The 14,574-nt window shown below is 60.4% G+C and carries 10 protein-coding genes; all 10 read right to left on the bottom strand.

Features of this window, described 5'->3' with window-relative positions; genetic code table 11:
* Window positions 1-141: 141 nt before the first annotated feature.
* Window positions 142-1,359: an HNH endonuclease gene (locus QMA15_RS30725; protein WP_290288473.1), complete on the bottom strand. Its 1,218-nt coding sequence runs from the start codon at window positions 1,357-1,359 to the stop codon at window positions 142-144.
* A gap of 356 nt (window positions 1,360-1,715) precedes the next feature.
* On the bottom strand, window positions 1,716-2,117 hold the full coding sequence (locus tag QMA15_RS30720; RefSeq protein WP_290288472.1) for a hypothetical protein: 402 nt from the start codon (window positions 2,115-2,117) through the stop codon (window positions 1,716-1,718).
* Between the two features lie 644 nt (window positions 2,118-2,761).
* Complete coding sequence (locus QMA15_RS30715; RefSeq protein ID WP_290288469.1) at window positions 2,762-3,433, bottom strand: hypothetical protein; 672 nt, start codon at window positions 3,431-3,433, stop codon at window positions 2,762-2,764.
* A gap of 167 nt (window positions 3,434-3,600) precedes the next feature.
* Window positions 3,601-8,604: a DEAD/DEAH box helicase gene (locus tag QMA15_RS30710; protein WP_290288466.1), complete on the bottom strand. Its 5,004-nt coding sequence runs from the start codon at window positions 8,602-8,604 to the stop codon at window positions 3,601-3,603.
* Between the two features lie 304 nt (window positions 8,605-8,908).
* Window positions 8,909-9,751: a DUF732 domain-containing protein gene (locus tag QMA15_RS30705; protein ID WP_290288464.1), complete on the bottom strand. Its 843-nt coding sequence runs from the start codon at window positions 9,749-9,751 to the stop codon at window positions 8,909-8,911.
* Between the two features lie 192 nt (window positions 9,752-9,943).
* Window positions 9,944-10,528 carry an HNH endonuclease signature motif containing protein gene (locus QMA15_RS30700; RefSeq protein ID WP_290288462.1) on the bottom strand — a complete coding sequence of 195 codons (585 nt, stop codon included), beginning with the start codon at window positions 10,526-10,528 and terminating at the stop codon, window positions 9,944-9,946.
* Window positions 10,529-10,921: 393 nt separating this feature from the next.
* Complete coding sequence (locus QMA15_RS30695; protein WP_290288460.1) at window positions 10,922-12,046, bottom strand: GIY-YIG nuclease family protein; 1,125 nt, start codon at window positions 12,044-12,046, stop codon at window positions 10,922-10,924.
* Complete coding sequence (locus QMA15_RS30690) at window positions 12,047-12,844, bottom strand: N-formylglutamate amidohydrolase (RefSeq protein ID WP_290288458.1); 798 nt, start codon at window positions 12,842-12,844, stop codon at window positions 12,047-12,049. It lies immediately after the preceding gene.
* 35 nt (window positions 12,845-12,879) lie between these two features.
* Window positions 12,880-13,548 (bottom strand): hypothetical protein, encoded by a 669-nt coding sequence (locus tag QMA15_RS30685; RefSeq protein WP_290288456.1) that lies wholly within the window; start codon window positions 13,546-13,548, stop codon window positions 12,880-12,882.
* A gap of 105 nt (window positions 13,549-13,653) precedes the next feature.
* Window positions 13,654-14,574, bottom strand: a 921-nt coding sequence (locus tag QMA15_RS30680) for an insoluble domain protein (protein WP_290288453.1), incomplete at its 5' end; no start/stop codon positions are given.

The following is a 14,574-nucleotide window of genomic DNA, read 5'->3' as shown; positions in this document are numbered from 1 at the left end:
TCGTAGCAGCCATGCGATGCCAACTCCTCAGCGCTAGGAGCCCGACGGTCGAGCAGCCGCGTAGTACCCGACCGACATAGGTGAGATGTGACTTGAGCTGACCCCATTGTCTAGACCTCTTCAAAGTGATCCCCTCACCGGTTATGCAGGAGCTCGCCATTCCTGCCAGTGTCGCTGCAACCACACCGTCTGCTTCTTGGTCATGGGAACGGTCAGGGGCGCCCCGTGCAGTGAATCGTAGAGCGGGTATTTACGGATTTCTTCAGCCACGTCGACCGTCCCGAGTTCATTCACTGCGATGAGCCCATGGTCGAACAGTCGGTGCAGGTCGCGGCGCAGCAATAACCCTCCTTCGTTTTCGTGGACGCCGATTTCGGCATAGCTGTAGAGGTGGCACGCTTCGAGCGCCGCTTCCGGCGAGGGACCGGTGAAGGCGCAGTTCGCGCCGTACCGGCGGATCAGTTCGGCGCGGAAAGCAGGTTGTCCGAGACGAACACGCACCGGGCGAGTGGTGTGGCCACCGGCAAGTTGTGTGCTTGTCGCCTCGACAATCGTCAACGGCTCTCCCGGCGTCGTTCCCTTGATCGCTGCTGCGAATTCATCCCACCGAAGTTCTCGAATACTGTTCTGCGAGTATGACTTCACGCATAAGGCTCGAAGTTGCTTCGCATCGAGTGCGCCGGCGAGGTCGACCCAGCCTTGATCGTGTGTCGTGCGGAACGTTTTGACAGTCGAGTCGGTGAAGGTCGGGGTCGGGAATTCTTCTCCGCAGTCATAGCAACGAAAGCGCGGCAAAAGTGTTTTCCGCTCCAGATAGTTGGTGGTGGCGCATGTTGGGCAGCGGCCGATGGGTTTGTTCTTCTCTCCGTGGTCGATTCGTTCGATCACGGATGCACCGATGAGATCGACTTGATCCCAGAGCACGATGACATCGCCGGGTGACACTTGGCGTGAGTTGGCGACGTTACTGTCCCAGCTGTAGTGACTAGCAGCGTCGTCGTCGTACTTCTCTCCTCCACCGAGTCGCCGGTATTCGGTTTTCGTCATCACCAGCCACGCCCGACGTGGAGCGGAATTCGATTCTGGGTTGGAAGAGAATGTGAATCCGAGTGCCTCAAGAATCCGCACGACCGTAGCTTGGCCGCCGGAGAACTGCGCTGCGTCCAAAATCTGCCCGGTCGCGTAGCCGTGAGCCACGCCGACGATCGCTTTCGAATCGTATTCTCGCTCTTCGTGTCGAATCCTGTAGAGGCGAGCGGGGGCAAAACCGTGCTTGGCGAGGAACTGTTCCTGCCCGAGCTCATCACACTCCGCGATAGCCTTCAGAACCGAATCATGCGTCACGTCCGCGAGGGTCACGGCGCCACCATATAGTCGCGCACCGACAAGACGTCCCTGACTGCAGATCTCGGAACGAAGAAGATGTCATGCAGCTCGCGTGTTCCGGTGACCCGTACTCGCTGCCATCTGACACGACTCGGCGCCGCTTCGTGCGCACGCTCTGAGAGCAACACGCCACAGCCCCATAGTTTGGTAGGCGTCGCCTCTAGCCTGATTGACCGAAAGGACTCGATGACGCTGGTTACGGCTCGCCAAACATTTAGTCTTCGCAGCAGCCGAAGTCCCACCGCTTCGGCTACCTACGGTGTAGGTGCGATAGACCATCGCCTAACCCTATGAAGCGGTGACACCACCGACGCTTTGGCGTCGCCGAACTACGACTGTTCTTGGTACCAACTCATATGGGCTTGCAACAACACCGCTGCTTGTTCGGCCTCCATCCGATCGCTCCGACGACTACGGAAGTCCGCAACGATACTTCGCCCCCACATGATCAGGGCTGCAGCAAAACACGATCCAGAGACTACGGCGATCGGAAGAAGAAGCGCATTGCCCGTCCTCACCCCATCACGATACTGAGCGATCCAGTCGTAGAACGCGACCAAGGTGAAGCCGAGCAGTACGACAACAACGATGGCATGCCCTAGGCCGGCGAGAAATGTGATTGCACGACTCTGGGGTGTGAGCTTATGGATGACGTCACGGAGCATCGCTGCGCATGCCAAGAGTGTCACTGTCAACGTCAGATATGGGGCGTAGATCGTCCATGTATCCATCCCGGATGAATAGCAGAGACTCCGCGATGCCAAGTTCACCGACCCATGGGAAGGTGAGATCGGTAAAACCGCGACACACTGGGCACCGTCACGACCGTGTCGGTTTTGTGGGTCGCACGGTCGCAATGAGACGCTCAGCCACTTATTGCTGTGGACCGAATCGAGGTCACGAAGTCGTGAATGCCGGCACCTCACGAGTCACACCAGAATTGGGCATGTTCCGGCATCAAAAGTCGCCGACAACGGGAATCGATCGATTCCCATTGTCACAACGCCCATTTCCGGCTAACGCCAAGCGTCTGCAATTAGTCTTGTTATGCGCTGCGAACTCGATGGAGCACTCGCTGACGCAAGGACCTGCGCTGACTGGCCCCGATATCCGTCGTCTTTCGCGTATTCGAGCTGCGGTGTGCGTTGCTCGAGCTGTCTGGCCGTTATGAACAAGACTTTGTCATTCGTCTGCAGAACCCGGCACGCATGCAGTTTGACGTCTTTCCAGTCCAGTTCGGCGTGAATGGTCCCACTTGCGTAACCAGCAAGATCGACGGTGAGTGGTTCCGCTACTTCGCGGCTCGTGCAGGCAATGAGCATGTCTTTGACGCGTGAACTGTAGGCGGTTCGTCCCACGTTGGATCGTTCACGGTTCAGCGCCCGACGCAGCGGCGCATTGAGATCAATAATGTTGTAGGAGAATAAGAAACGCGGCTCCACTGCGACGAGCAGACCTCGGACGTACACCCGTCCCCGTCACTGTCTGGGCGGCGTTCAAGCACTTCCCCGAAACGGGTCTGCTCAAGGTGAAGGTCTCCGGAGAATTTGAGAAACAATTCCTTGGCTGCCTCGACATCGGTGTCTGCGATACCCGTGATCCTGACGAGGGTACCCACCATCTGTGGGTCGGCCGGTGCAGTCACCAACGCGTGCAAGGTGACGATATCGCCGAAGTCTGGCTTGGCTTGTCTCCCTGTGCTGATGTCGCCGTGTGCACTATGGAGCGTCACACCGACATCGTTGCGTTCGAAGACTGCGAGTGCATCTTTGAGGCCGACACCGAACTGGCCGATGACGTCCTGATGGTGCTGTTTCTCTGTGCTTTCGTTTTGCGTGAGGTGTTGGTAGCGCAGTCCTCGTCCGAAATCCCGAATCTCCCACGCGCCATCCTCGACCTTCTCGATCACTGGTTCAGTTGTTCCGGTGATTTTGTGTTCGTCGAGCGCGTTCGCGATGATCTCTCGGATCGCAAAGGCGAGCGACCAATGCTCAAGCACTGTGTCGATATTCAGGTCGAACGCCTGCACATGCGGCCCGGCTGTCACGTCAGTTTTCCTTGGGGAATCGGTTCACTTGTCACCACACATCTATGTCTTGGCTCCTACGATTTAAATGACCGGAGACCGACCTCATCATCGTTGCGCGCGCTGGTAATCGCGACCATCACATCACGCACTCACTTATTCACTCACTCCTACGATGCAGTCACCGCTCAAAGTGAGTCGACGATCTTCATCGTCTCCACCGCCACGGTAGTGACACGCTTGATTAGCTCAACGACGTAGGTCGGGTCGTCGTGCTCGTCGCACCAGTCGTTGGGGTCATTGACGATGCCAGAGGGCTTGTCGGTCTTTACCTGGTAACGATCGATGATCCATGCCAGTGCCGACCGGGACCCGAGCATGTACCGCTCAGCCTCCTCAGGAATCCCGGAGATGGTGACCTTCGGGTTGTAGACGAGCGAGGTTCGGTCGTCGACATTCTTGACGGTCTCCGGGTCCTTCTTCTTGCCCCACTTCATCTTCGACACACGCCACGTCTCACGATCACCGGCCGATGCGCCCGACTTGATTTGTACGTCAAGGGGATACGGATCGACGCTCTCGTAGTCAACGTGCAGATCTGCCAGACGGCGGCCGGCAGTGGCCAACTGCTCGAAACGCTCTCGGGACTCGGGTGTCGGGATATGCGGGAGCATCTTCGTCAAGTCGGCCGAGTAAGCCTCACGGTACGCCGGATCATGTAGGAGACCGTAAACGTAGACGAAGATGTCGTCCTTGGTGACTTGGTCGCCGATTGCTTTGCGGTAGAGCGTGAGGATGACGTCGGTGATGTTGTCGACACGGCGGTACCCCCACTCGTCGAAGGCTTCCTCGTCAGCCGATGCGAAATCGAGCCCGCCGTCGGAGGATTCGGCCTTCTCGTACGTCCAGCGAGAGAAGAATTGGCCACCGCTGCCGGCTCCTGTCACGTGGAGATCGGGAATTTTGTCAGTCATCAGAACCGAAAATGGCACAGAGGACCCGTTTCCGACCTGGTAAATCCCCGTATTCTTGTGGTGCAGAGTAGGAAACATAGCCGGGAGTTCACCACGTCGGTGGTTCAGAAAAGCGTCGAAATAGACCTGTTGAGTACTGAAAGGGCGATACGCCCCAGCTCGGGCACCTTCAGAAGCGAACACAGCAAGTTCGTGCCGCGCAAAACGCATCTTGAGGCTTGACGACCAGTTGATAGCGTCGGGTGCGGCGGCGCCCGGGTGGTCTATGAGATATGCGGTAACCGTCGCCTCATTCGGTCGAGTTACCCCGTTTGTCCGGCAGAACTCGGCGAATGATGGATGCTGAGAGTTGTAATTATCGATCAGCCGTTGGACATGTACGTCAAGCTTAGGGCGTGAAAAATTGTATACCCAGTAATCACGACTGGTGTTAAGGCCAATCGTATGGCGAGAAAACACCGAAACGATCTTTCCTGATGATTTCTTGTCACCGATTACCGGCCACGTCGTGAACTTATCGTCACGCTGATTTGCCCAGTCGCCGTGGCTGTTCGGGGTGATGGACTGCCAGTCGACAGTGTCCAGTTGTCCTTCGGAGACGATGCGGAGTTTGTCGTCGCGGGTGAGGTAGTCGCCGATGTCGCGGTAGTGGATCTCGCAGGAGCCTATGTGTGCCGGGTTCTTGATCCCGATGAAGATAGCGACGGTGTTGCGACTACCGGAGCCGAAGACCTTTCCACCTTCCTTGCGGGAGAGTTCGCCGGCGGTGCGCTGGTTCCCTCGCAGGTTGTAGACATAGATACGCGAGTACTCCTCGGCCAAACTGAGCCGAATACCGTCGGCAGTGTTGCCGTCCACCCAGCCGCCGTTGGAGACGAAGGCCACCACTCCCGAGTCTCCGATGCGGTCCGTGGCCCACCTGAATGCGCGCAAATAGGAGTCGTACAGCGTCCGCTGGCTGGTCGCGGTTGAGCGCTTGGCGTAGGTATCGGCGATACGCGCGTCCAACGTCGGGTAGCCGACGTTTGCATTCAGATCGTTCGCACTCGTCTGCCCGACCGAGTAGGGCGGGTTTCCGATGACGACGTTGATGGGGGTGGCATTCTGCCGGATGATGCGATCGTTGTTCTGCGGGAACATGATCGCATCCATCGTGTCACCGTCTTCGGTAATCTGGAAGGTATCAGCAAGGACGATGCCCTCGAACGGCATGTACGTCGCGTCGCCGTCTTGACCGACGAGTGCGTGGTAGGTGGTTTCGATGTTCACCGCCGCCACGTAGTAGGCGAGCAGCGTTATCTCGTTGGCGTGCAACTCATTCGCATACTTTCGCGCCAGATCATCGGGGCTGATGAGCCCGGATTGCAACAGCCTCGTCATGAATGTGCCGGTCCCGGTGAACGGGTCGAGGACGTGCACATCTTCGTCGGTGAGGCCGCGGCCGAACGAATCCCGCAGTGCCGCATCAGCGGCGCGGAGGATGAAGTCGACGATCTCCACCGGGGTGTACACGATACCGAGGGCGTCGGACTGCTTCTTGAACCCGATCTTGAAGAACCGCTCGTAGAGTTCCGCGATGACTTTCTGTTTGCCTTCGGCGCTGGTCACCTCCGTAGCGCGGACCCGGACGGAGGCGTAGAAGTCGTTGAGGCTGGCGGTTTCTGCTTCCAGACCGCTGTCATCGAGAGTGTCGACCATGGACTGCATCACCCGTGAGACGGGGTTGTGGGAGGCGAAGTCGTGCTCGGCGAACAAGGCGTCGAACACGGGCTTGGTGATCAGGTGTTGGGAGAGCATGCTGATCGCGTCGTCGCGGCTGATGGAGTCGTTGAGGTTGTCGCGCAATCCGGTGAGGAACCGCTCGAACTCTTCGGCCACGGCGGTGTTGGCGCCGGCGAGGAGGGCGTTGATGCGGGTGATCTGCGTGGCAGCAATCTCGGAGACATCGCCGGCCCAGTCTTCCCAATACTTCTTGGTTCCGACCTTTTCGACGATCTTCGCGTAGATCGCTTCCTGCCATTCGGAGAGGGAGAACAGTGCCATCTGCGTCGCCATCCCACCACCGTCGCCGGTGTTGGTGCCGTCGGCGACACCCTGGGCCGAACCGTCGCCGAAACCCGTTCCGTCGGCGCCATTACCGTTGCTACCGCTATTGCCGTTGCCGTTGTTGTCGAAGCTCTCGCCAACCTCGACGAGTGCTCCGATGTGCCCACCGAGCAGGCGGTCGTTGCCCTTGCCGTCCTTCTTGTCCGACGTCGCGTTCAACGCGATGGAGTTGACCATCGCGTTGAACCGATCATCATGTGCGCGGAGCGCATTGAGGACCTGCCACACCACCTTGAAGCGGGTGTTGTTCGACAGCGCCTCCGACGGGCTGACACCGGCCGGTACCGCGACCGGCAAGATGATGTAGCCGTAATCCTTGCCGTCCGATTTGCGCATCACCCGGCCCACGGACTGCACCACATCGACCACCGAGTTACGGGGGTTGAGGAACATCACCGCATCCAACGCCGGAACGTCCACGCCCTCGGAGAGGCAGCGAGCGTTGGTCAGGATCCGGGCTTCCCCCTCCGGGATCGGAGCTTTGAGCCACGAAAGCTGCTCGTTGCGTTGCAAAGCGTTGAACGTGCCATCCACATGGCGCACCGAGCACGTCAGGTCCAGGTTGGTGGAATCGACAGCGCCGCCGTCGCTTTCACTGTTCTCGAGCAGATCACGGTAGGCGTCGACCACCGTCGGGAACACTTCGGCGACCTGCTTGGACGCGGCGATGTCCTTCGCAAACGCCACCGCGCGCCGCATCGGCGCCTCCCCCGGCGCGAAGCCTGTGCCTTCTGGGGTTTCACCGGCACGCTTGGCGAGACCATTCCAGCAGCCGATGATCTTCGAGGCATCATCGAGACGCAGTTCGCTGTGCACCCCGGCCAGCTGATCCTGCAATGGCGCCGCCATCAACGATTCGTCGACGGTCAGCACGATCACCTTGTAATCGGTGAGTAGACCCCGGTCAACGGCCGCACCGAACGAAAGTCGGTGAAACTCGGGACCGTAGACGGTTTCATCGTCCATCGAGGTCAGCTCGGCGGAATGCTCTTCGGCTTTGTCCTTGACGGTGTCGTCGAAGATTCGCGGCGTCGCCGTCATGTACAGCCGGCGGGTGGCCTTGAGGAACTCGGCGTCGTGGACGCGGACGAAGTTCGAATCGTCCTCCCCGAATAGGGTGACGCCGGTGGTGCGGTGTGCTTCGTCGCAGATCACCAGGTCGAACGGATCTACCCCCAGCTCTTGTGCTTTCGCGACAGCGGGCAGGGACTGGTAGGTGGTGAACACCACCGTCAAACCTTTGGCGCGTTTACGGTGCGCCATCTCCGCCGCCAGCTTCACCGGATCGGTGGTGACGGGGATTGCGACGTCGTGGATGTTGAAATCTTCGGCGGACCGGGAGACCTTGGTGTCCGAGCAGACCGCGAACGCCCGCAGATCCAGCTGGGTTTGCGCGGTCCATTCCCGCAGGGTTTGTGAGAGCAGGGAGATCGATGGCACCGCGAACAGGATGCGGGCGTTGCCGCCGTTCTCCAATGCGGCGCGTTCCGCGATTTTCAGTGCCGTGAAAGTCTTGCCGGTACCGCAGGCCATGATCAGCTTGCCGCGGTCGCTCCCCTTCTCGAAGCCTGCGAAGACAGCGTCGATCGCGGTCTGCTGATGCAGGCGGGGTTCGTGACGTTTCGCCTCCGACAGGTTGACCTGCAGCTCCCCTTGGGGCCAGGCGATGTCCCAGTCGATCGGAGATTCCGCGATCTCGGCCAACCCGATGCGCTGCACCGGGATCGACTGCCCCTCCAGTGCCTCTTCGGCGTTCTTCCCCCACCTGTCGGTGGTGGAGATGATGACCCGATTGGAGAACGGAGTCTTGCCCGATGCGGTGAAAAATGCGTCGATATCGCCTCGGGAGAGAGTCGTGGTGGGTTCGTAGAACTTGCACTGAATGGCAGTGAATTCGCCGGTGTCGCGTTCGCGAGCAACTAGATCGATACCGGTGTCGGGCTTTCCTTTGCGGCCGGGCCAGTCGATCCAGCGCCACACCTTCTCGTACTGCTGCAAGAGCAACGGGTCGAGCTCGAAGTACCGGACCATCAACTGCTCGAACTTCGTACCCCGCTCCGAATTCGACGGAGCCTGCCGAAACGCCTCGATGACCTCGTGCACTGAACCCATGACAACCCAACCCTCCGCGATAACAACCCGTGCTCAACACACAATCTTGCCTGCACGGAAGTCCGATTCATGCATCGGGCGCGCCGCATAGGTCGCCTGCGATCAATCGGCGTTTGGTGGGAACGAGAATCAGCTGATCAACCGCGGCGAGAAGGGGATCGGCCGCCGACTCGCGGACGTACCACCCCAAGCAAGGCGCAATTGACAGCGGCGATGATGATCGATGGCGTAGATCTGCTTCGGGCAATCACCAAAGTGAATCCGCGCAGGAGCCGAACTATCTTCCGACGCCACGCGCAGAGGCTCAGTTGAGGGCGTACAAGTACTCTGCACAGAATGCGCCAACCGCGGACCCGACAATCTGCTCAGCCTGCGTGCGGGTGTACCCCGATTCCTGCGCGGTCCTGATGCTGACGATGACACTAAGTTCGGGTGATTGCCCTGACGAGATGTAATCGCAGGTCAGGCGACCTGAATGGATGGCGGTCTCACGGTCACCCCCGTAGGGGATGTTGTTGAGATCAAGGTAGAGAATGAAACTTTCATCAGCCACTTCTCGGTCCCTGTCACCAACTGGCGTATTGAATTCAGGCTCCTGGCGTTCTTGTTCCACAGGCTGAACCACGTCGTTGTCCGGCATATCCGGCTTCTTGCTTTCGCCAGTCTTGACAACACCGAGTTCCACCTCGGTTCGATCGCCGAGAACGTCGCCAGCGGCGATGCTCTGACTTGTGACGGTCCAGTTCTTGGAAAGGATCACCGATCGTCCGCCACCGGTGTCGTCGATTGTCTTTACCTTAACTTCCAGGGCTTTCAGATTGTCTTTTGCATCGTCCAGCACCTGCCCGGTGACGTCGATCATCACCGCATCAGGATCGCGTTGTGGTTCCGATGTGTCGTCGAGTGGCTCACACCCGAGTACTAAGGCTGCAAGGACCGGGATCCCCACGAGAAGCCAGTTTCGGCTGATTTGTGTGCCAGTGCTCGAATCGCTCTTGAGTGAATTCCGATGCCGATGAGAGAGATAGAGCACCGGAATCAAAGCAAACCCCAGACCGATTATTGAACCTGCAATACCTTTCCCATTGAAATAAGAAGCGATAGTTCCCAGGAGAGCGAGTACAGACAATCCGAGTGCGATCGCCAACTTCCACCGCGGGACTACCTCCCGCCACGCGGTTGATATGAGAGTTCCGGTACCGCGCATGGACATTGTCAGACGATCCTTGACTTTTTGGGTTGAGAAGCGTGCCCACAGCATTCCATAACCGGTTACGTCTTGTGCAGCAGATCGGGTGATTTCCTATCTGCGGCCACTCTGTCCTACTGGGAAAAGGAACTACGCCGTTCGCCACTCACACCAGTGATTATCGAGCCACGTCTGTTGCTTCGGAGTGAGTTTCACGTTGATCGAAGAACCGTGCAGATCGCCATAGGCTGGATAGTTTCGCACCTCGGCGGCCACATCGATCACGCCACTGGCGTCGACGGCGAGCAAGCCGTGATCGAAAAGTCGATGCACGTCTCGACGCAGAAGTAGACCTCCCTGGTCCTTGTGCTCGCCGACATCGGCATAGCTGTACAGATGGCAGGCCTCAAGTACAGCAATCGGGCACGGGCCCGTGAATGCACAGTGTGATCCGTATTCACCGAGTATCTTGGCTCTGAAGGCGGCCTGACCGACTCGAACACGCACCGGCCGGACCACGTGCCCACCTGCCAACTGTGCGGAGGTGACGTCGAGGATGCGAAGTGGGTTGCCCTGCACCGCCTGTTCCACCACCAGCCGGAAGTCGTCCCAGCGGAGGCGCCTGAAGCTGTTCTGCTCGCCGGGGTGTACGCACAGCGATCTCAATGTCTTTCCGTCGAGAACGCCCGCGAGGTTGATCCAGGATTGGCTGTGGCTACTGCGGTACGTCGTCACTGCTTTCTCTCCGAGAACTGGTTCCTCGAATTCCGCGTGACAGTCGTCGCACCGATACGTCGGTTTCTTATGCACCCGGCGTACTACGTTCGCCCGGTTGCATTTCGGGCACTTGCTGGTCACTTTGGAACCGTCGCCGACCTCGATGTCTTCGATTACTGACACCCCTATCAGGTCCGGATATATGAAGTGCGTGCGGCATTTTCGCTTGCGCGATGCTGCCGCGTTTGACCCGCCAACCGACCGCTACGGCCGGAAGGTGGCAGGAGAAGAAGGTCGGTCCGGCAATTTTTGAGTACTCGATTCTGATCGGACTAGACAAGCTTCCAGTTCAGATCGTCGTCGTAATCACAGGACCGATGGGCGGGCCCGGGCGCTGTGCCGACCCATCTCTTATCGTCCGAGCCGGGCGCGGACCGCGCCGATTCCGTCGTCGTACGAGTCGACGTAGCGACCGGACCCGCGCTGGTAGCGCGAATCCGCCGATGCCGGGTCGTGGGCCATGAAGACCACGTCAGGACGTCCACCATTGAACGCCGCGTATGTGTTGTAGTCCCAGTCGTCGGGGGCGTAGTCGTCGTTCCATCGAAGACGCGCGACGGGGACGAAACCGGACTTCGCGTAGATGGCAGGTAGAACGGTGTCGAAGCAGTCCAGCCGCCGGCCACCTGCGGCGACGGCAGTCTCAAGCATCGAATTCGCGGCACCGGGGTGGCTACTGTCACGATGTGCGTAGAGGGAGACGATTTCGTCGCTATTAAGCGCGATACCGGATCGACCGTCGTCAGTTACGAGCAGCCGCATCCCTGCGTATTCGTCGTCGCTGTACACATAGACTGAAGCGGCAAACCTGTTGCCCTCGCGCAGTGTTTCCATTTGACGCCGGTATGTGGCGGCATCGCGCGGATGCAGTTCGTACAGCTCTGGTGTGCTTTCCCCCAGACTGCGAAGACGCTGGGCGCGCTCGTCCTGCAGTCGATGGACTGCGACCGGCGTGATGTGCCGGTCGTCGATCAGAAGCCGTGGAACTTCGCCAATTCGATCGCCGTGTCGTGCCACTCCTGCTCGATCGCCAAGCGCTCGGCTTCCGGCAACTCCGGGCTCCATCCCCACCGACGCCAGAACGCTTCGCGCTCTTCCTGCGTCAGGGTCGGCGTCTCGTTCGTGGCCATTGCTGTTGTCCTTCGGGTCGTTGTGGAAGAAGCCTGTTGTTGCTCTAATCTGCTGTTCACGTAGCGCTTTGCCTGTTTCGAGGCGATGCTGCAGCTTTTCTCGCTTACCTGGATCGTCCTCCGTGCCGAGCTGAGTGCGCAACTCGGTTTGCCCACCGGGGGTCGCGTCGTATTCGGCGGATCTGGCGTCGAGGTTTGTTTTCGCAGTGTCCAATCGTTGTCGGTTCCGGGTGATCGCCGGGTTCGCGTCGAACAACGTCTGGGCGGCGTCGAGCCTGCGGCGGGCTCTGTCGAGTCGTGCTCGCACGTGCGGGGTGCAGCGGGGGCCGGGGTACTTCTGGCACATCTATCGGCTCCCCCGATCGGCCGCGGCGACGAGGCGGCCGAGCATGGCGCCGAGGTTTTCGGCGGCGATGTCGACGAGTTCGCCTTTATCGGTGAGGTATTGGTCGCGGCGCAGTTCGATCATCACCGAGTACACGTGGGGATCGGTGTTGTAGCGGTCGAGGGGTACGTACGTGCCGGAAAATGGGGTATCCGTGCCGATGTCCTCGAGCGGGGAAAACGCGGCGTAGGCGGCCTCTATAAGCCAAGGCGGCGTGTGGTTCGGGTCGGTGCCGATACATAGCGCGGGACGCTGTCCATCTGGGTGCAGCTCGTACGCCGACGGCCCTGTCGGGTAGGAATGGACGTCGATGATCACGGCGCGGCCAGTGGCGGCGATGCGGTCCGTCACGAGGTCGGACAACGCGGCGGCGTAGGGATGGAAGTAGTTATCGAGCAGTGCATCTCGTGCGGTGTTGTCGGCGTTGCGCAGGACGTCTCCGTTGCAGGTTCGGGTGTAGACCGCGCCGCGGCCGACGGCGTTGAGTTCTTCGCGTTCGTCGGGGAATCGTTCGGAATCGATCACCAGCCGTGAGAGGTCGTTGCGCAGTGTCCACGGCTGGGGTGTCACTGATTGCGCGGCGTGCTGTGCGATCACGTCGGTGTGTGCGTCGGTGATCTCGTCGAGTTCGGCGGCGAGTTGCTCGTCGGTGACGGTCAGTGACGGGCGGATCTCGGGTGGAATGACGCGCGAGGCGTGCGGGACGTGCAAGATGACGGGCGAGGATGTATCGCCCGCGATCAGTGTTCTCGTGTTCACGAAATCTCCTTGGCGAGTGTGGAACTGGTGCCGGTTTAGTTGATGACGTCGACGAACCAGCGACCGTCGAGCTCTTCGGTGGCGATGGTCTGGGGGAACTGTGTGGGCGGCTGGCTGGGACGCATTTCGGTGAGAGCGACGGAGTAGATACCGGCCGAGATCGGTGTGATGCGCACGCAGTGGGTGGTTCCCGTTGGGACGGTGTCGATTCCGGCTTGAATCTTCTCCTTCGCTGGCAGGGACGTGTCGGGGGTGGCGAGTGCACGGACGGCTGTTCCGGAGCGGGTGACGTAGTAGGCGTATTCGAACGCTGCGATGACTCCGGGGCCGCTTTTCTGGTCACCGGGGTCGGTGCGGCATGCGGTCGGATCGATCTCAGCCGTGGGTGCAGCGCCGAGAGCGGGTGGGGTGACGTCGAGGGTAGGTGCCGTTTCCGAGGTGTCTGTCTCGTCGGCGATTCTTTCCTGTGCGCGCTCGTCGTTGCCGGAGAGGAGACGCAGGACGAACCAACCGAGCAGCGTGCCCACGACAATCAGGGCAGCGACGTAACGCAGGCGGGGCGATCGGGAATCCCTCTTACGCGGACGCTTCGGCACTGTCGGAGGCTTAGGTGCGGTCCCTGTTGCAGTCGTGTCAGCGGTTGCCCCGTGGGGCGTGCCGCCGAGTAGGTCGATCACTGCGGAGTGCCTTGTCGTGTTCGTCATCGCTGTCGTCCTTCGGTGCTCGCGCCTTGTTCTGCAGTGGCGCATGGACAAGTTCAGGGTGGGCGGCGCGTTGCCGCCCGCCCTGAAGGGCTCTGATCATGCGGGCTATGCCGGAATACCCGCGCCGACTGCGGCGCTGATCAGCGAGGACGCCAGGCCGGGGGTGGCGTTGGTGAGGAATTCCGTGAGTGCGGTGTCGACGTGTTCGATGATCTGCTCGCCTCCGGGCTGGGCTGCGACGAAGTCGCGGGCCTGCTGGTCGATCGTGGGGGCAGCGGCGACGGTGTCGCGGACGGCGGTGGCCGCGGTCTCGCCGATGGGGCCGGAGTTCTCCCAGTCGGTGAGCGTGTCCTGGGTCTGGCTGGTGACGGAGGGTTGGTCGACGTCGGGGACCTCGATTTCGACGGGTTCGCCGAGTTCACCTGCGCCGTACGCGACGGCGGCGGTGAATCCTGCTATTCCTCCGCCCAGTCCGCCGAGAACGAATGCGGGGGCGCCGGCGAGGAGTGCGCCCGTACCGGCGCCGACGGCGGTTCCGGCGAGACCGCCTGCTACCCAGCCGATTCCGGGGACGAAGACGTAACCCAGTCCGAGGCCGATGTTTCCGCCGACGGTGCCGCCGATCAGCGCTCCTCCGATGGCGAACGGGGTCGCGAGGCCGATTCCTCCGGCGAGTGCTCCGGCGGCGGCACCGCCTACTTGGGTGGCGGCGTCGCGGCTGGCTTTGTCGACGGGGACGCCGAGGGAGTTCCAGCCGGTGGCGACTCCGGATTCGATGATGGCGGTGGTGTTGTTGGTTCGTTCGAGGTCGGCGTCGGAGACCCAGTTCGGTTGTGCGATGTGAAAGGTTCCGATGCGGAGGGTGTCGCGGGGGGCGATGATTGGTGCGACGACGTCGACGGGGCCGGGGAGATGGAGTTGGGTGTAGTCGGTCGGGGTGGTGTCGGTGGGCGGCGTGTAGGTGTTGGTGTCGTAGTCCCAGTTCGGCAGCGGCTGGTAGTCGATGTTCTGGTATTGCGCGGGTGG

The organism is Rhodococcus sp. APC 3903 (assembly GCF_030407755.1).
Classification (GTDB): Bacteria; Actinomycetota; Actinomycetes; order Mycobacteriales; family Mycobacteriaceae; genus Rhodococcus_F; species Rhodococcus_F erythropolis.
The sequence above is the reverse complement of the archived record's forward strand: the minus strand, read 5'-3'. Positions and strand labels throughout refer to the sequence as shown.

What these genes read in the sequence shown, in the direction of transcription:
- QMA15_RS30685 (WP_290288456.1), bottom strand. Translation starts at nt 13,548, where the DNA reads ATGACGAACACGACAAGGCACTCCGCAGTGATCGACCTACTCGGCGGC.
- QMA15_RS30710 (WP_290288466.1), bottom strand. Translation starts at nt 8,604, where the DNA reads ATGGGTTCAGTGCACGAGGTCATCGAGGCGTTTCGGCAGGCTCCGTCG.
- QMA15_RS30720 (WP_290288472.1), bottom strand. Translation starts at nt 2,117, where the DNA reads ATGGATACATGGACGATCTACGCCCCATATCTGACGTTGACAGTGACA.
- QMA15_RS30695 (WP_290288460.1), bottom strand. Translation starts at nt 12,046, where the DNA reads ATGTGCCAGAAGTACCCCGGCCCCCGCTGCACCCCGCACGTGCGAGCA.